This is a genomic window from Novipirellula methanifontis, assembly GCF_052161655.1.
In the GTDB taxonomy this organism is placed as follows: Bacteria; Planctomycetota; Planctomycetia; order Pirellulales; family Pirellulaceae; genus Novipirellula.
This window is the reverse complement of record NZ_CP197418.1, coordinates 5,248,971-5,263,690: the sequence shown is the minus strand read 5'-3', so window position 1 is coordinate 5,263,690 and position 14,720 is coordinate 5,248,971. Positions and strand designations below refer to the sequence as shown.

The following is a 14,720-nucleotide window of genomic DNA, read 5'->3' as shown; positions in this document are numbered from 1 at the left end:
GCTATCCTTCGTTAAACTCCTGCATGAATACATCAAATCTCCTAACAGCAGATTCCACGAGTGGCCATACTGGGACGGCAGGCGATTCAATCTCCAGTGACGTCCGAGCCTCATCCACCAAATCCCGAAGCAGGTGATCAAGCTCCACGCGAGTGGCTCCACCGTTCACGAACAAGTGGATCAGATTACCTTGCCTTTCGCCATTCGAGTAACCATGCGCATCGTTCGCAAACTGAAGCAAAATGCAATAGGCGCGACAAAAAACCTTGGCGCCTGCTGGTTCAACTTCAGCGCAAATGCATGCAGACTCAGCCCAGGCACTCATGAGGAGCCCCGATTTTGTCTCAGTGTAGTCCAACCAAGCCTTAAGGTTCACTGGCGGATTTCGCACGTACTGAAGTTCGACACGCCAAACCTTGGCTACGTTACAAGTAAGTCTTCGAACCGCCCTGACGCCGTTTCTGTATCTCAATAGTCGAACATAAGCTTCGTCAACAATGGGGCTTCCGAGTGCTAAGTCAAGTCTGGAGAGCCCGGAGTCGTCATCAAGAATATTGTCGAGAAACTTGAGTCCAATCGCGTGCATGCAGATTATTGAACCAATTTTCATTCTGTCATCATGGTCGGGAACCCATAGTGCCGCGATGTACGGAAACCTAGGATAAGCACTAAGTGATTGAATATAACTCCGTGCTTCCTCCGACATCCCGAGCTCTTTCGCAAGGTCATCCATTTCTTTGAGCAAACTCAATGTTGCATCGTTCCACTCTTGCACGAAATAGTCAGGAAGATCTCGCGAAAAACTGCTCACGGCCTTACCCCTGAATTGTGTATGCTATGGAGGGCTTCTATAACATTCTTGGGTATCTGTTCTTGATTAAGCATCACACTCACAAACTGCTTTCCACGATCCAAATATGTCTCAAATCGTAGAGGTTCTGATGATTCAAAAAACTCTACCAATTTCTCCTCTGATTCACAAACAATTCCAAGCTCTTCGCTTTGAACTAAATCTGCGGCCCAGTCTTCCATGGGCAGTCCAGAGCGAATGACGATTGGGATCATGCCACATGCCAAGGCCTCGAAAACGGCGTTGGGGCTACACTTTGAAATGAACAGGGGAACCCCCGACTTGTTTCCTAGAAGTTTAAGATACTCTACCTGCGAAACTTTGTCATAGACTTCGGTTTTGGGGCATGCAGATGCGTACGCTTTAGCATTTTCCAGCAGTGAACTGGAGCCTAGGAAGATCGCTGCAATGCTCCCAATCCATGATTTTTTGCTGAGACAGTGAAGCAGTTTTAGGTAATGAGAACTGCCGCGATTCGAAAGCACGATACAGCGTGCATTAGTAGCGTTTCGTCCATCCGTGGAAAGCTCATTGAATCGTTGGGAAAGAGGAAGCAAATAGCCGATGTTCAAAACCCGTTCGTTCGAAACAGAACACTTCTCGCATATAAATGCTTTGGCAGCCTCGAGACGCACAAGATATCCGTCTATTGCGTCGCAAGCGTGCAACGGAAATTGGAAATGGCCGTGGTTGGTAACGTAATTAACAATCTTGAAGGATGCATCATGGCGTGATCGGGCGGCAGATGCCAAACGACCGAGCAACCCCTTGCTGCAGATTACCAAGTCGGCATCGCCAGGAGCCAAGAGACGGTTTACGTCGCTAACGTCTCTCTGGACCACTTCGTTACCGCTGCTATACCAATCGTCCCAGCTCGCCATGATGCCCGAATACAGTTCTCGTCGCTCTTGACCCGACGTTGACGTGAGAGTCGCTTGAGTGATTTCGCCGCCGATTTTGCTGAGCGATTCGATATGGTCGTCCGTCCGAATCAGCGTGACATCCCAGTTTGGGCGTTCGTTTGATATCACTGAAGCCAAAGCCTTGGCTGAAAGCCAATTCCCAAGCGCACCCCACGTAGACATACCAAGAATTTTAATTCTCATTCACCTTCACCCAATCTAAGTCCTCGATGTTGCATCCAAAGGCCTAGGCAAAGGAGCGACCATATCAGCTTACCATTGTTGGACCTCTGCTCGTAGTGCTCGGACAGTAGTCGCTCAACACCATCACGCGGGATGACACCTGAAACTGGACTCGATCTCGCGAGCAAGCTGTCGTCGACCAACTCTCGCAAGACCCTGCTCCTAAGTAATCCATCAATTGGACATCGAAACCCTTTTTTCCTTCGCATTGCAATCGATCTGGGTAAGGATTTGCGAGCAGCCTGTCTAACGTGCATCTTAAGTGCGCGAATTGAAATCTTCGAATTCGTCGGAATCGACAGCGAGTAATCAACGATCATTTCGTCCAAAAATGGTGACCGCAGTTCGATCCCGTTTAACATCGAAGTTTGGTCAATCTTTTGCAGGATTCCACTACGAAGGAATACGGCGATCATTCCGAACTGAAGCCTCTGTTCATCGCTGTCGGGACGTGCATTACTCACAAAGCTCGCAATTGCTGAATCCAATCCGTGCGTGTCCAGCGGTAGGCTAATCAAGTCGGGTGAGATTCCGCAAATCGCTCGATAATACCGCAGCTCTGGCTTTTGTTCGTCGCACGACCGTATTGCCTTTTCCCAGTCAGCTGATCCCAACAGAAACTTTGCAAGGCTTGCAAAGCAGCGAAACGCACTTCTACCAATTTTAGTTCCAAGGTACCGTTGCCATGCGAACACATTGTACCCAAGCCAAAACTCATCTGCTCCATCACCGCTCAACAAGACCTTTACTTCTGAGCTGGCCACCTGTGAAGCGATGAACTGCGGGACCAACGAAGAATCAGCATTCGGCTCATCTACACTTCGCAATACGATTCCTGCCGCATCGCGAAACGAAGTCGCATCGACATTAATCAAACTGCATGGACAACCAAGATATTCAGCTGTTTGTTGCGCTGCGGCTGCTTCATTGTGACGATGGGACGTTGGAAAGCCAACCGAATAGCAAGGCAGCGAGGTTGGGCCTAGTGCTTTGGATGCAATTGAGGTGATGAGTGCTGAATCCAGCCCTCCGCTCAGCAGTGACCCGTATTGCACGTTGTCCTGAATCCGGCGATGTGTGGCATCCTGGAGAAGCTCAGACAACGAGCAACCGATGGATCGAGAGGCCTCTTTTGACGCTGGGAGATTGGACATGCGCCAATAGCCGACCTCATCTATTCCATCGGGCGAGAAAGTTAGAAAGTGCCCTGGTTCAACTTTTCTTATCCCTTCGACCATCGTAAGCGGGCTGGGAATCGTATTGAACGTTAGGAATGCTGCAACTGCCTGCCGTGAGACACGATTGACTTGCCTGGCAACCAGAATGGAAGACATCTCTGATGAAAAGACGATTCGATCGCCCTCGATCATGTACGCGAGAGGTTTTTTTCCCAGCCGGTCACGCGCAAGGGTCAGCGACTTATCTTGCAGACTGTATACAGCGATTGCGAACATTCCATTCAGCTCTTTAAAAAGATCATTCCCAAGAACCTGATACAGCTCTCCAATGAGTTCGCTGTCGGAATCTGTTTTGAGGTTTAGTTCTCCGCCATATCTTGCCCGAAGTGAGTCGAGATTAAATATCTCGCCATTCATCACAATCGCAGCATCACCATTTCGAGTAAAATACGGCTGGCAATTGCGTCCAATCGCTTGAAACGACAACTGGCAATGTCCCAGCACGCAATGGCCGATATGCCCTACCGCAACTCCTTCTGGGCCGCGATGGATTTGCCTCTCCAAGACTTCCCGTACAGCAAATTTGGCCTGGTAGACATCCAACGTTCCTCTCGAGACGATACCTGCGATGCCACACATACGCTACTCCGAATCCTGGCTACAGTCTTCTGCGAGGTGCCTAGAGTCAATCCATCGCTCATGCAGGTCTGCTAGAAGTCTAACGGTGCGATTGAACGATAGCGTCCGATTACCATATTTCATTCTGTAAAACGCAGGAAGATCCTCGAGTGGTAATGCTTCGATCGCCCTAGCAAGAGCCCTTGGGTTCTCGACTAGCCCCTCTTCAATCTGTGTGTTCAGAGCCAACACTAGCAAGTCACGAGATGATTCAGATACCTTAATTCCAACGTCTTCGAAAACAGGAGCAATCTGCTCGTCGATCCACTTTCGAGAAAACATTTCAACTCTCTTTCGTTACCGCGTAATTTGGCTTAAAAATGTTATACTCGGTATTTTTGCCCGCAGCCACCATGCGTCCCTTCGGCACACCCTCGAATCGTTGTTAGAAAGTGAAGCCCCAAGAGAATTCCGAATTCGTCAACGGAACCCAATGATGGTTAATCACGTCATCCAAAAATTTACGGAAAGCGTTGTAGCATACCCTGACCATGTCGCGTTGGTGGTAGACGCGACTGAGTACACATATGCGGAATTGGCCAGGATTGCCAGCAGCTACGCTCAATTGCTGCCGTCGAAAAAGACAGGGCATCCTCTTCGTATCGCGATACTTGCGCGACGGAACGTTGAGGCGTACGCAAGCGTTCTCGCGATCCTCGCTCGGGGCCATGTGTATGTACCGCTCGATCCCCGATGCCCTACACTGATGCTGCGTCAGATGGTTCAAGGCGCGAATTGCGAGGCAATGGTTGTTGGCCCCGAATGCATCGACAAGGCAAAGGCACTGGATGTGTGTTCATGTGTTCAGTTGATATTGCCGGGCATCGCGAACGAGGCTTGCTCGATGGCATCAATCGCCGTAAATCAAGCGTCCGAACATGGAAAGCACAGTCCTTGTTCTCGCCACTCGGAACTGAATGTTGCTGATACAAGCGACGAAGAACTTGCGTACATCCTATTTACGTCAGGCTCAACAGGGCGGCCTAAAGCGGTCCCGGTATGCCACCGTCAATTGTCTTCGTACTTGAAAAACATCTCGGATGTTATTGAAGTCCATCCTGGCGATAGAGTTTCTCAAAACTTCGAACTGACGTTTGACTTAAGTGTGCACGATATGTTCGTATGTTGGCTTGGGGGCGGGGCTTTGTACTGTATTCCAGATCGACACATTGCGTTGCCCGCCAAGTTCATTCGTGACAATCGGTTGACCGTTTGGTTTTCAGTTCCTTCCGTTATCGGAATACTGTCAGGGCTCGGGCTGTTGCGCTCCAATGGTTTTCCGACACTTCGTGTGAGTTTGTTTTGTGGCGAGCAGCTTACCCACGTTGCAGCAGCTATGTGGCATAACGCGACCCCGGACGGTGAGCTATACAACCTGTACGGGCCAACGGAGACCACAATTGCCATCACTTCATGTAAATTTGCTCCTAGCGAAACTTACCCTACTGATTGCGTTCCAATCGGGAACGCGTTGAATGGGCAGAAAGTAAGGCTAATTAATGAAGTTGGCTCGCAGTGCGATGATGGGGAACCAGGCGAGCTATTCCTGTCGGGATCCCAAGTTGTGTCTGGATATTTCCAAGAGCCCAGCGTGTCCGAGAAGGCTTTTGTTCAACTGCCAGGCGAGGGAAACACATCTTGGTATCGGACCGGTGATCGAGCGATGCAAGATCCGAGTGGGCGTTTGCATTTCCTGGGGCGATGCGACCACCAGTTGAAAGTAAGAGGGCATAGAGTGGAGCTTGAAGGAATTGAGAGCGTGCTTCGAAATGGTGCCCAAACTGACAGCGTTGCGGCGATCGGGTGGCCGCGAGTCGATGGCCTCGTCGAGGGTGTGGTCGCATTCGTTTGCCAGCCTAAGGCCAGCCCATCTGAGATAACCTCGTACTGCACAAGCCGCTTGCCGCCTCCTGCCGTACCTCGGATGATCGTCGAACTCGAGCAACTCCCCCTTACGCACAATGGAAAAACGGATCGTCGCGCCCTACAATGCTTGATCCAATCCGGCCTTGGGGGCCAAGAAACAAGTTCATAGCAGCCACGTATGCAAAAGGCGTATCAATTGACCATGGAATCCACAGTAATCGACGCCTATTCTCGACTGGCTCGCGAGTATGAGAGTGAGCACTCAGGTACATCTTGTTGGAGCCGCTCCGCTAATCAAATTTTCCGCGAAGTGCAAAAACGTTTGTCACGGATGACGTACGGTTCAATTGTCGACGTCGGCTGCGGGACCGGAGCAATGTTGCGAAGGCTCGCGGAAGAATTAGCCCATCCAGTGGACCTCATCGGAGTCGAGCCTGCGAGCAACTTGCGAATACGCGCACAGGATGTGAATGCGAAATTTCCAAACGTTCAAATCCTCGATGGCAGATTTGAGCGTTTACCGCTTCCAGATTCCTCCGCCGATTACCTTTATAGCATTCACTCTTTCCACTGGACGACCGCGCCTGAGTTGTCAGCGCAGGAACTCGCTAGGGTGCTAGGTGCTTCTGGTGATTTGGATCTGTTCTTCGCGGGCCGTGGGACCGGACGAAACTTTATCAAAGAAACTACGCCTCTCTTCTTAAAACACTTGGGAGCAAATCGGCTGGTGAAAGCGGCAAAACTAAGGTGCCAGATGAATCAAAAAGAGGCCGAGGAAATCTTCTCAAAGGCGTTTCCAGAGAAGAATGTTACGGTCACCCAAACCACCGATACCTTCTACGACACTGTTGAGGGGCACATGAACTGGTGGGTGCGTTTTGAGGGGCAACTTTGTGGCGTCCCAAATGAAATTGTCGAGGAGTGTCGCTGCAGCATGGAGAACGCCATCAGGAAACTTGCCACACCAAAGGGTGTCCCGTATCCTATTGAACTTCTCCATGTTCGCGTTGATAGCGGCAGCCCAGAATGGACAGTGGTGTAGACTTTTGACAACAGAAGACAAGATTCCATGCGAGTCCGTGCCAGAATATTGCTTAATTAACAGCATTTACAGGCAGAAATTCGGTCGCGACTTCCCGCTTGAGAAACCAGTAACTTTTTTCGAGAAGTTGAACTGGCTAAAGATATTCGACCGGAGGCCATTGTTGGTTTCAATTGCAGACAAGCTTGCTGTGAGAGACATTGTCCGAGAGCGAGTTGGGGCACGCTATCTAATTAATTGCACGAACGTGTTTGAGTCGGCTGAAGCAATTTCTTGCTCGTTGCTGCCGAACGCTGGAGTCCTCAAGGCAACTCACGGATGGAAAATGAACTTTCAATGGCTTAACAAAGAATCTGTCGATTGGTTATCGGTCAAAAGGCTAAGTGCTTCCTGGCTCCAGCAGAAGCACGGCGCGCAACGAGGCGAGTGGATGTACAGTCGGATTCAGCCTCGACTCATTGTTGAGGAGTTGGTCGGGAATGCAGGAGAGCCACTTCGCGACTACAAGTTTTACTGTTTTGCGGGGACTCCAAAATTCCTGCACGTTGATATGGATCTTGCGAACGGATCACAAGAACGAGTCTATTACGATACGAAGTGGGAGAAAATGGACATGACTTGGGCTCGCCTGCCGGCCCCCGAGGTCGATCCACACATGCCAACGAATTTTGATGAGATGCTGAGAGTCGCGACCAGACTGTCTGAAGGATTTCACTTTCTTCGGGTTGATCTATTCAACGTGAATGGTCGGATTTATGTCGGTGAACTGACGGTTTTTCCATCGGGAGGTTGGGCGCACCTTGATCCAGAACGATGGCACATGATCTTGGGGTCATGGCTTCACTTGCCAAGCTTGCAAGGGACTGGCGGTCTTGTTCTAGCTGAAAGCCGTGAGGTGAAAACTCTAGTTCAACAAGGTTCTCTCGGTCATCGCCATTAAGCGATCGAGACTTCACTCAAAGGAAATTGTTTTGCGATGCACCTCAACGATGCTGGCTGCCTTCTAGTTTTCGAGTGACACGTCGTCCGTGAATGTAAAGCACGTCCATGTTGCTTTGGAGGAAACAGTCCAACGCGTCGCCGGGTGTCTCTACGATCGGACGTCCCTTGATGTTGAACGATGTATTCAGGAGCAGAGGCAGTCCCGTGATTTTCTTGAATGCCTCGATTAGCCCGCGAAGCTGCCCCTCATGCTCATTCGAAACGGTCTGCACGCGACAAGTGTTGTCGACGTGGCACACGCCAGCAATCTCATCGCGACAATGGGGCCAAATTGGTGCGACGATGAGCATAAACGGGTCCTCACAAGGCATATCGAAATACTCATGCACATGCTCAGCCAACACCGATGCTGCAAATGGCCTGAAGGGCTCTCGCATTTTTACTTGTTCATTCAAATGATCCCGCATCTCAACCGAACGCGGATCACACAGTATGCTTCGATTCCCCAGCGCTCGTGGACCTAGTTCGCTCCGCCCTTCAAACCAAGCAACAATCCGCCCGTTTGCAATATCGCTCGCAGCATGACTGACATCGTTGCTGTTTGATTCACAACTGATCAGATGGGAGCGATTCTTCAATTCTAGATCGATCTCCTTTCCTGTATAGCGTCGCCCTAGGAAGTCAGTTCGTCTTGGGCGAACCGGTAGTTCACCAGTCAATATATGGTGGCCATAGAACGCGGCGCCCACAGATACTCCCGAGTCACCTGCTGCAGGAGTAACATACAAGTCAGAGTAGTTCAACTCGCGGAGAATTCTTCCGTTGGTGACACTATTTAAACCAACTCCCCCGCTGATGCAAAGTTGGCGCAGTCCTGTCTGTTCCTGGAGTTGCGAAGCAATGTGAAGCATCGCACGCTCAAGTTCCGACTGGACTTTGGCTGCTACATCGCAACAAGTTTTATCGCGATGAGCGGGCAACTCTGACCGAGGCGGTAATGTGAGTGGCCAGTCGGTACGTACAATGACCTGCGATCCATCCGCCTCAATGAAAGGTTCCGGGAAAGATGTTGGATCGCCATACGAGGCCAACCCCATAGTCTTGCCAGCATATTTCCAGTGCCCGAAAATGTACTGCGAAGCCATTGAATACATATGGCCGAGACTTGGAAAACGCAGGTAGTCGTCACTCGGACCCCACCGAGCCCACGTCTTTTCTACAAGCTCGATGCATTGGCCATGAGCAACGTATGTTGACATAGCTTCGGCCATTGCAGAGTCAGGAGGTGCAGTTCCTAGCAATGGACTATTTCTAGACCTGTGTTCATCGAAACTGTATCCACTGCCATCAACGATCATGATCGCGGTCTCTTGGAAATTCGATGCAACCCATGCGTAGTATGCGTGTAGTAGATGGTGAGACGGGTTAGTTAAAAGGGTTCCTGTGAACCCGCCGAACACAAGTTCAGAGTCGAAACGCGTGGACGAAGGAGCTTGGTTCAATACGATACAATCAAGGTCATTAATGGATTTGATTCTGGCAACCGCTAGACAATACTTAGATGCATGATAGGGAAATCCAGCATGGTGCCGTACTCGGGTGAGGCGCTCCTCAGCGATTGCAGCAACGAGACGTCCATCAACGAGAATGCACGCAGAGGCATCGTGAGCAGCATTGACTCCAAGCACTGTCAATCGTGGTTCCATGTTGCGCATTTCAAAGAGTGGTTTCCAGAGATTGAGGTTTGGCCAACAGGACGTCTGGGCTGTGCTGTACGCGGTTTCGTTTTTCGCCGAATCTTGGACGTTGGTATCGCGGCCAACCCTCACGTTTTTGGCAGCAGTTCGCCGTCAACCGAAAAACACCGTGTTTTCCCGTGTCAAATTTTACAAGTGTTTTGCGATGATTTTTCGGCGTCTGCAACGGAATCCCCGCGAATCACGGTGTCTTTGAATCCTCAAGGGGAAACTGACCGTGAACGGTTCATTTTTGTGCGTGTTTTTTCCGTGCCTTGGTAGCAAGAATCGACATCGTGCGAAGTCACGACAGAATATCGCACATTTTCAAAAGGAGGCAAGCATTTGGGATGCGTACCAAGTAAACATAAACACAAATGAAAATGTTCGAGATTCTTGAACAAACGTTCCTATGTTTCGAGAATGCGATACAGATCATCGGTCGTTCCTTGCAAACAGATCCAACCTATTGTTTTTGCGAGTCATCACGCCGAGAATCATGTTGTTGCGAGCGAACAAATTCGTTTTCGCTGCGATGTTGCGCGGAGGATTCCAACTGTGGCGAATCAGTTACAACGAACACTTGCGAGTTATGTCTCAGGTCGTAGCTTCAGCGCGTATCGCTTTTCGCTAGTCTCAGCGTCCGCGATGGCGGGCAATTCGTCGATTCGCTCGAGTTCATTGTCAGCAGAAACGGGCGGTCAAACACCAGCGAAATGTCGACTAGGATTTTTTATTCGACGTTTCGCACAGTTGCTGGTGAAGGGACCAGGATGGCACGGTTATCGACATTGTCAGGTCGTAATCTCGTGCAATGCGGAAGATTTCCCGTTCTTGCACGGCCAAAGTATTGCTATCCAAATTTTCGGCTGGTGCACCATGAATTTTCGCTTTAGCCAACGCTGGGGAGCGGCATATCACGTTTCGGCTTGGCGCCCGTCGAACTGAACATCGAGGTTCGACTTCTGCTAAAACAACAGGTGAAACTGTAGCGATCTAACGCTCAAATGAGGCGCCGTCAGTCGATTGGCGAGGATGAAAATATACGACATGAGACGCTACCAGCCTGACCGAATGGTATCGCAAACACGATCGACGTCGGCCAACGTCATATAAGTGTGAAGTGGGAGCACGAGATATGTTTCTTCCACCGCATCCATATTGGGCAAATCGTTGGAACGAAAATTGGCGAAGATGCTGTAACGATCGTTGCGGAAGTGCACCTGCCCCGATTCTATTTGATGTTCCCTTAGCTTGTTTTCAAGATCGGCTCTGCGCTCAGCCAGCACTGTACACAGCCAAGCGGCATGTTCGCGATCGGTGAACCCGGTGCCCACTACTTGGACTCCAGCAACGGCTTCGAGTTGTTCGGTGTACCGAGCGAACAACTCTCTCCGAAGACTAAGCGTTTGATCGAGCGTCTTCAGCGCAGCCAGACCCATCGCGGCGCCAATATCGCTCATTTGATATTTGTAGCCAACTTCTGAGATGTCGTTGGCCCAAGTGCCGCCTTGCTTTGCTTCGCGGTCGATGCCAAACCAGCGGATGCGTTTCGCTTTCGACTTCAGACCGACGTCTTTGATCATTAGCATGCCACCATCTCCAGTGGTGATATGTTTAATCGCTTGAAACGAAAACGTGGTGAAGTCGGAAATCGCGCCAATCGGTTTGCCGCGATAGGTAGCGCCCACGGCTTGTGCGGCGTCTTCAATAACTGGAACACCTACCTGGTCGGCGATCTCTTGTAGTTCATCCATGTCGCACGGCAGGCCGCCGTAGTGCACAGCCACAATCGCTTTGGTGCGCTCGTTCACCAGCCTGGCCACATGATTTGGGTCGATGTTCATAGTGTCCGCCTGCAAATCGGCAAACCGCAATTTCACTCCATGATACAGCAATGGAATACTTGTCGCCGTACAGGTGAACACCGGCACGATCACTTCGTCGCCTGGCCCAAGGTCAGAAAGCACATACGCCAAATGCAATGCGTCGGTACAGGAGCCGACAGCTATTGGCGTGTGATCGAGTTTTAGCTTCGCGGAGAAATTCGTTTCAAACTTTTCGACCTTCGGCCCTTGACCGATCCAGCGGGTTTGCAGCGTATCGGCGATTTCCTCCAGCGTTCCTTTGGCTACGTGGGGATGAAAAAGCACGATATTTTCACCTCCGGACGGAAGAATCGATTGGTCACGCGTATTCAAAAAATGGGGCATAGCAAATCAAGCGAAGCCGGGTAAAAGCGAGTTACTGCGATCGTGGCCCTAATTTAAACCAAAAAGGTGGCCTATCACGTTTCGACTCCAGCCCTCCAGATTCGGCTTGAGCAGATAGACGCCATGGGTGGCGGCTTCTCGATACTGCCTACTGTGATTTGACGGCCCACTCGTCGACCACCATCCCATGCAGCTTCCTCGCAAATGTCAGTGCATCGCGAATTGGCAATTCTCTGCAAGCAGATTAGTGAGCTTCTACCGCACTGTGAATCAGCTACAGTAAAGAGCGTGCCCTGGATCATGCGGTGGGGCGGCCGGAAGCGATCTTTATGTAGCACGTCTCAGTTCCCAATGATAACAAAGATGGAGAGCAAACTTGGCGTCCCAGCCCCACTTTCACCCCGATATTACCGCAAATTCAATTTCGTCGCACGGGCATATGCGACAGAATTCTCCGAAACAATATGAGCAGGTCTTTAGATAAGAAGAGTGAGGACGAGCAACCCTGTGAATTTGAGTTTGATTGCCTATGCCTTGACTCACAGTTCAAAATTGAATTCACAGCCTCCGGCAAAACCGTAAGTCAACAAAGGCGATGAAATGAATCCAAACGAGGTAATAATTGTCAACAATCAGGATGAAGTGCTTGGGTACATGAGCAAGCTGGAGGCACATGAAAAGGGTGTCCTGCATCGGGCCATTTCCGTGTTTGTTTTCACTTCAAATTTTGAGTGGTTGGTGCAAAAGCGGGCCGACCACAAATATCATTCTGGCGGGCTATGGTCTAACACTAGCTGCACACACCCCATGAAAGGCGAATCTAGTATCGATGCTGCGAGGAGGCGACTGACAGAAGAAATGGGTCTTGATGTGAACCTAAAAAAGGCCTTTACCTTTCAATATACGGCCAGTCTTGACAACAATCTGATCGAGAAAGAGCTGGACCATATCTTTGTCGGCCAATCGAATGTTCCACCCATCATCAATAAAGAAGAGGTAGTCGCCTACCGCTACATTAACACCGTATCGTTGGCTGAAGAACTGAAAATGCACCCTGAGCATTTTACCGAATGGTTTAGACTGCTTTTTGACCGCGTGCGTCAGGAAATCGAAAAAGGTTTTTAGACCTACGATATTGGAATGGCATCTCTAAGTCAGCCTAAACTCGCAACTGTTTCAAATACGTCGCAATGGACACAAGAGAAGTTTCGATCAAACAACTGTCGTCCTGAATGTGCTCGAGAACGTGGCTACAGTAAACAACGTCGAAAGAGTTATTTGGGTATTCAATTTCCGTCAAATCCATCTTTACCAAAGCCTTTGGATTGACGAGATCGGCTGACAAATAGTCTATGTAATCATGTTCCTGCATGAGCTTTGACAAAATTGGTTCCGGAGCAACATGCAGTAGTCTCTTTTTTGCACCATTCAGCAAGTTCGTTTTTCGTCTAATCAATTCCCAAGTCAGACGATGCCTTTCGAGTGAATGACACACTGGACAACTCGCCTCCGTTCTTGTCACGAGTCCAAAGGGAAGGAATCGCCGCAACGATGCCCCGCAGCATGGGCACTTCCTCGATATCCCGAAGAATGCGATGCGATAGAACAGTTGACGAGTTTTGCTGCTTTGGGGCATAAATACGGCTTGAAATATTTTGGTCTGTGTAGCCCGTGCTAGTTTAGGTTGTCTGCCGTCTCTACACCAAGGAGATTGTTGCGGGCTTCGTGTCCAGGGCACTCTTGGGTTTATAGGAATGGCTCATTGTAAACTCTTTTTACCTTGAATCGAGACGACTCGAAGGGCTGCTGAGTTGTCATGACGAAGCTCAACCAGCCCCGCAACGATGATGCATCGAATCGACCATTCAATTCTAGAATCATGCGAGCTTCTTGGGCATGCCGTGGAATTGCTGCCCACTAATCCACCCACTAATTCGCAAAACCGACGTGAGATCGAAGATAGGAAAAAGCCACAAACAAAAGAAAACCACGCAATTTGCGGGGTTTTGGTGAGCATCCGAAAGGCGAAAGGAAAGCTCTGAGTGTCTACGGAACAGAAGTATAGAGGTTCGTCAGTATACTACCGAACGCGGTTCCATTTTGGCGGCGAATTAGAGGCAAGATTGGAGATTTGAGTATTGCTTGGGTTCAGCGAGTTTAACGTGCTCACCTGCGAGCACTTCGTTTGCGACTCATTTGTCTTCTTAAACCACTGGTTAAACAGGGGATTCGAGCCTAGCGGGACTCAACACCACGATTTCAGTGGCGTTTCAGTGGCAACACTGGACGTTTAGGTCCAATTTGGATACAATTCGACCTCAACGTGAGTTTGACGTAACTGCATGTGAGCAGTGCGATTGCAACTCAACTGCCACCCTATTTCAACGGTAAGAGAGGGGATTGAGGGCCTAGTGGGAGTTAATCCCGTGGAGGTTCGAGTCCTCTCGGCCGCATCAGAAAAACCCCGTGATTCACGGGTTTTTTTCGTGCGCGGACCGAATCGCTCATCGTCGGAAATACCGGCGGAATGGACAGCAAGTGACCCTGATTTACCACAATTGCCTAGATTTGGTGCAAGCGTCGGTGCAAGCATTCGTGGTTCGTCGAATGTTGGTAGCGATTCCACAGCCGCGGCGGTGTCCAATAATCGCGGGTCGGTGTAGGTCGTCATCGTCAAACTAATGTTGCTGTGACGCATCGCTGCTTGGGCAACCCTGGGCGTGACTCCGACTTTCGACAGGTGAGTCCCAAACGAATGACGAAGGGCGTGAACGTGGACGACTCGCCCTTCCGAGTCCACTTTGGGGATTCCAGCCGCTTCGATGTCTTTGTCCAAGATGTCGAGCAATCCCGACGGAACACGAAACACGCAATCAGAGGGGACTTTCCGGCGATCCATGCCCGTAGTTCGGCAGCAAGATCAGTCCGAATCGGTAGCGTTGAGGGCGAATAAACATTCGCAGTAAAAGTTCGTCACCCCAAACTTGCCGCCTTGATCAAGGAAGCGTTCATGAATGCATATTCGTTCAGCGTCGACTGGAAAGAACGAATTCAACAAGTCATTCGCGTT

At 50.1% G+C, this 14,720-nt stretch carries 12 protein-coding genes; 4 read left to right on the top strand and 8 right to left on the bottom strand.

Annotation, left to right across the window (positions count from 1 at the left end; all coding sequences use genetic code 11):
* Window position 1 precedes the first annotated feature (1 nt).
* The 4 genes from SH528x_RS19160 to SH528x_RS19145 are packed head-to-tail and all read right to left on the bottom strand — an operon-like array spanning window position 2 to window position 4,133.
* A complete protein-coding gene (locus SH528x_RS19160) occupies window positions 2-811 on the bottom strand; it encodes a hypothetical protein (protein ID WP_442505061.1) in 810 nt (269 codons plus the stop codon).
* The gene (locus tag SH528x_RS19155; RefSeq protein WP_442505060.1) at window positions 808-1,956 is read right to left on the bottom strand and encodes a hypothetical protein; all 1,149 of its coding nucleotides are present in this window, start codon (window positions 1,954-1,956) and stop codon (window positions 808-810) included. The genes SH528x_RS19160 and SH528x_RS19155 overlap by 4 nt, the downstream gene beginning before the upstream one ends.
* Window positions 1,953-3,812, bottom strand: a complete 1,860-nt coding sequence (gene asnB / locus SH528x_RS19150) for an asparagine synthase (glutamine-hydrolyzing) (RefSeq protein ID WP_442505059.1) — start codon at window positions 3,810-3,812, stop codon at window positions 1,953-1,955. Before asnB ends, SH528x_RS19155 begins: the two co-directional genes overlap by 4 nt.
* 3 nt (window positions 3,813-3,815) lie before the next feature.
* Entirely contained in the window at window positions 3,816-4,133 is a 318-nt protein-coding gene (locus SH528x_RS19145) for a hypothetical protein (RefSeq protein ID WP_442505058.1), read from the bottom strand.
* Between the two features lie 151 nt (window positions 4,134-4,284).
* On the opposite strand from SH528x_RS19145, the gene SH528x_RS19140 reads away from it, so the two are divergent.
* Genes SH528x_RS19140 through SH528x_RS19130 form a run of 3 tightly spaced genes read left to right on the top strand, consistent with a single transcriptional unit; the run spans window position 4,285 to window position 7,699 of the window.
* The gene (locus tag SH528x_RS19140) at window positions 4,285-5,886 is read left to right on the top strand and encodes an amino acid adenylation domain-containing protein (protein ID WP_442505057.1); all 1,602 of its coding nucleotides are present in this window, start codon (window positions 4,285-4,287) and stop codon (window positions 5,884-5,886) included.
* A gap of 33 nt (window positions 5,887-5,919) precedes the next feature.
* Window positions 5,920-6,759, top strand: coding sequence for a class I SAM-dependent methyltransferase (locus SH528x_RS19135; RefSeq protein ID WP_442505056.1), 840 nt, complete (start codon window positions 5,920-5,922; stop codon window positions 6,757-6,759).
* Window positions 6,760-6,763: 4 nt separating this feature from the next.
* Window positions 6,764-7,699, top strand: coding sequence for an ATP-grasp fold amidoligase family protein (locus tag SH528x_RS19130; RefSeq protein ID WP_442505055.1), 936 nt, complete (start codon window positions 6,764-6,766; stop codon window positions 7,697-7,699).
* A 43-nt stretch (window positions 7,700-7,742) separates the two neighbouring features.
* Here SH528x_RS19130 and SH528x_RS19125 read toward each other — a convergent pair whose 3' ends face one another.
* Both SH528x_RS19125 and SH528x_RS19120 read right to left on the bottom strand, forming a co-directional pair.
* Window positions 7,743-9,407 carry a carbamoyltransferase family protein gene (locus SH528x_RS19125; RefSeq protein ID WP_442505054.1) on the bottom strand — a complete coding sequence of 555 codons (1,665 nt, stop codon included), beginning with the start codon at window positions 9,405-9,407 and terminating at the stop codon, window positions 7,743-7,745.
* A 1,088-nt stretch (window positions 9,408-10,495) separates the two neighbouring features.
* A complete protein-coding gene (locus tag SH528x_RS19120; protein ID WP_442505053.1) occupies window positions 10,496-11,650 on the bottom strand; it encodes a DegT/DnrJ/EryC1/StrS family aminotransferase in 1,155 nt (384 codons plus the stop codon).
* 600 nt (window positions 11,651-12,250) lie between these two features.
* Between SH528x_RS19120 and idi the strand changes: the two genes are divergently transcribed.
* Window positions 12,251-12,775, top strand: coding sequence for an isopentenyl-diphosphate Delta-isomerase (idi, locus tag SH528x_RS19115; RefSeq protein ID WP_442505052.1), 525 nt, complete (start codon window positions 12,251-12,253; stop codon window positions 12,773-12,775).
* Between the two features lie 34 nt (window positions 12,776-12,809).
* On the opposite strand, the gene SH528x_RS19110 is transcribed toward idi, so the two are convergent.
* Window positions 12,810-13,022 (bottom strand): methyltransferase domain-containing protein, encoded by a 213-nt coding sequence (locus SH528x_RS19110; protein WP_442505051.1) that lies wholly within the window; start codon window positions 13,020-13,022, stop codon window positions 12,810-12,812.
* A 918-nt stretch (window positions 13,023-13,940) separates the two neighbouring features.
* On the bottom strand, window positions 13,941-14,549 hold the full coding sequence (locus SH528x_RS19105) for a tyrosine-type recombinase/integrase (protein ID WP_442505050.1): 609 nt from the start codon (window positions 14,547-14,549) through the stop codon (window positions 13,941-13,943).
* Between the last annotated feature and the right edge of the window lie 171 nt (window positions 14,550-14,720).

What these genes read in the sequence shown, in the direction of transcription:
- SH528x_RS19155 (WP_442505060.1), bottom strand. Translation starts at nt 1,956, where the DNA reads ATGAGAATTAAAATTCTTGGTATGTCTACGTGGGGTGCGCTTGGGAAT.
- asnB (WP_442505059.1), bottom strand. Translation starts at nt 3,812, where the DNA reads ATGTGTGGCATCGCAGGTATCGTCTCGAGAGGAACGTTGGATGTCTAC.
- SH528x_RS19145 (WP_442505058.1), bottom strand. Translation starts at nt 4,133, where the DNA reads ATGTTTTCTCGAAAGTGGATCGACGAGCAGATTGCTCCTGTTTTCGAA.
- SH528x_RS19140 (WP_442505057.1), top strand. Translation starts at nt 4,285, where the DNA reads ATGATGGTTAATCACGTCATCCAAAAATTTACGGAAAGCGTTGTAGCA.
- SH528x_RS19135 (WP_442505056.1), top strand. Translation starts at nt 5,920, where the DNA reads ATGGAATCCACAGTAATCGACGCCTATTCTCGACTGGCTCGCGAGTAT.
- SH528x_RS19125 (WP_442505054.1), bottom strand. Translation starts at nt 9,407, where the DNA reads ATGGAACCACGATTGACAGTGCTTGGAGTCAATGCTGCTCACGATGCC.
- SH528x_RS19120 (WP_442505053.1), bottom strand. Translation starts at nt 11,650, where the DNA reads ATGCCCCATTTTTTGAATACGCGTGACCAATCGATTCTTCCGTCCGGA.
- idi (WP_442505052.1), top strand. Translation starts at nt 12,251, where the DNA reads ATGAATCCAAACGAGGTAATAATTGTCAACAATCAGGATGAAGTGCTT.
- SH528x_RS19110 (WP_442505051.1), bottom strand. Translation starts at nt 13,022, where the DNA reads ATGCAGGAACATGATTACATAGACTATTTGTCAGCCGATCTCGTCAAT.
- SH528x_RS19105 (WP_442505050.1), bottom strand. Translation starts at nt 14,549, where the DNA reads ATGGATCGCCGGAAAGTCCCCTCTGATTGCGTGTTTCGTGTTCCGTCG.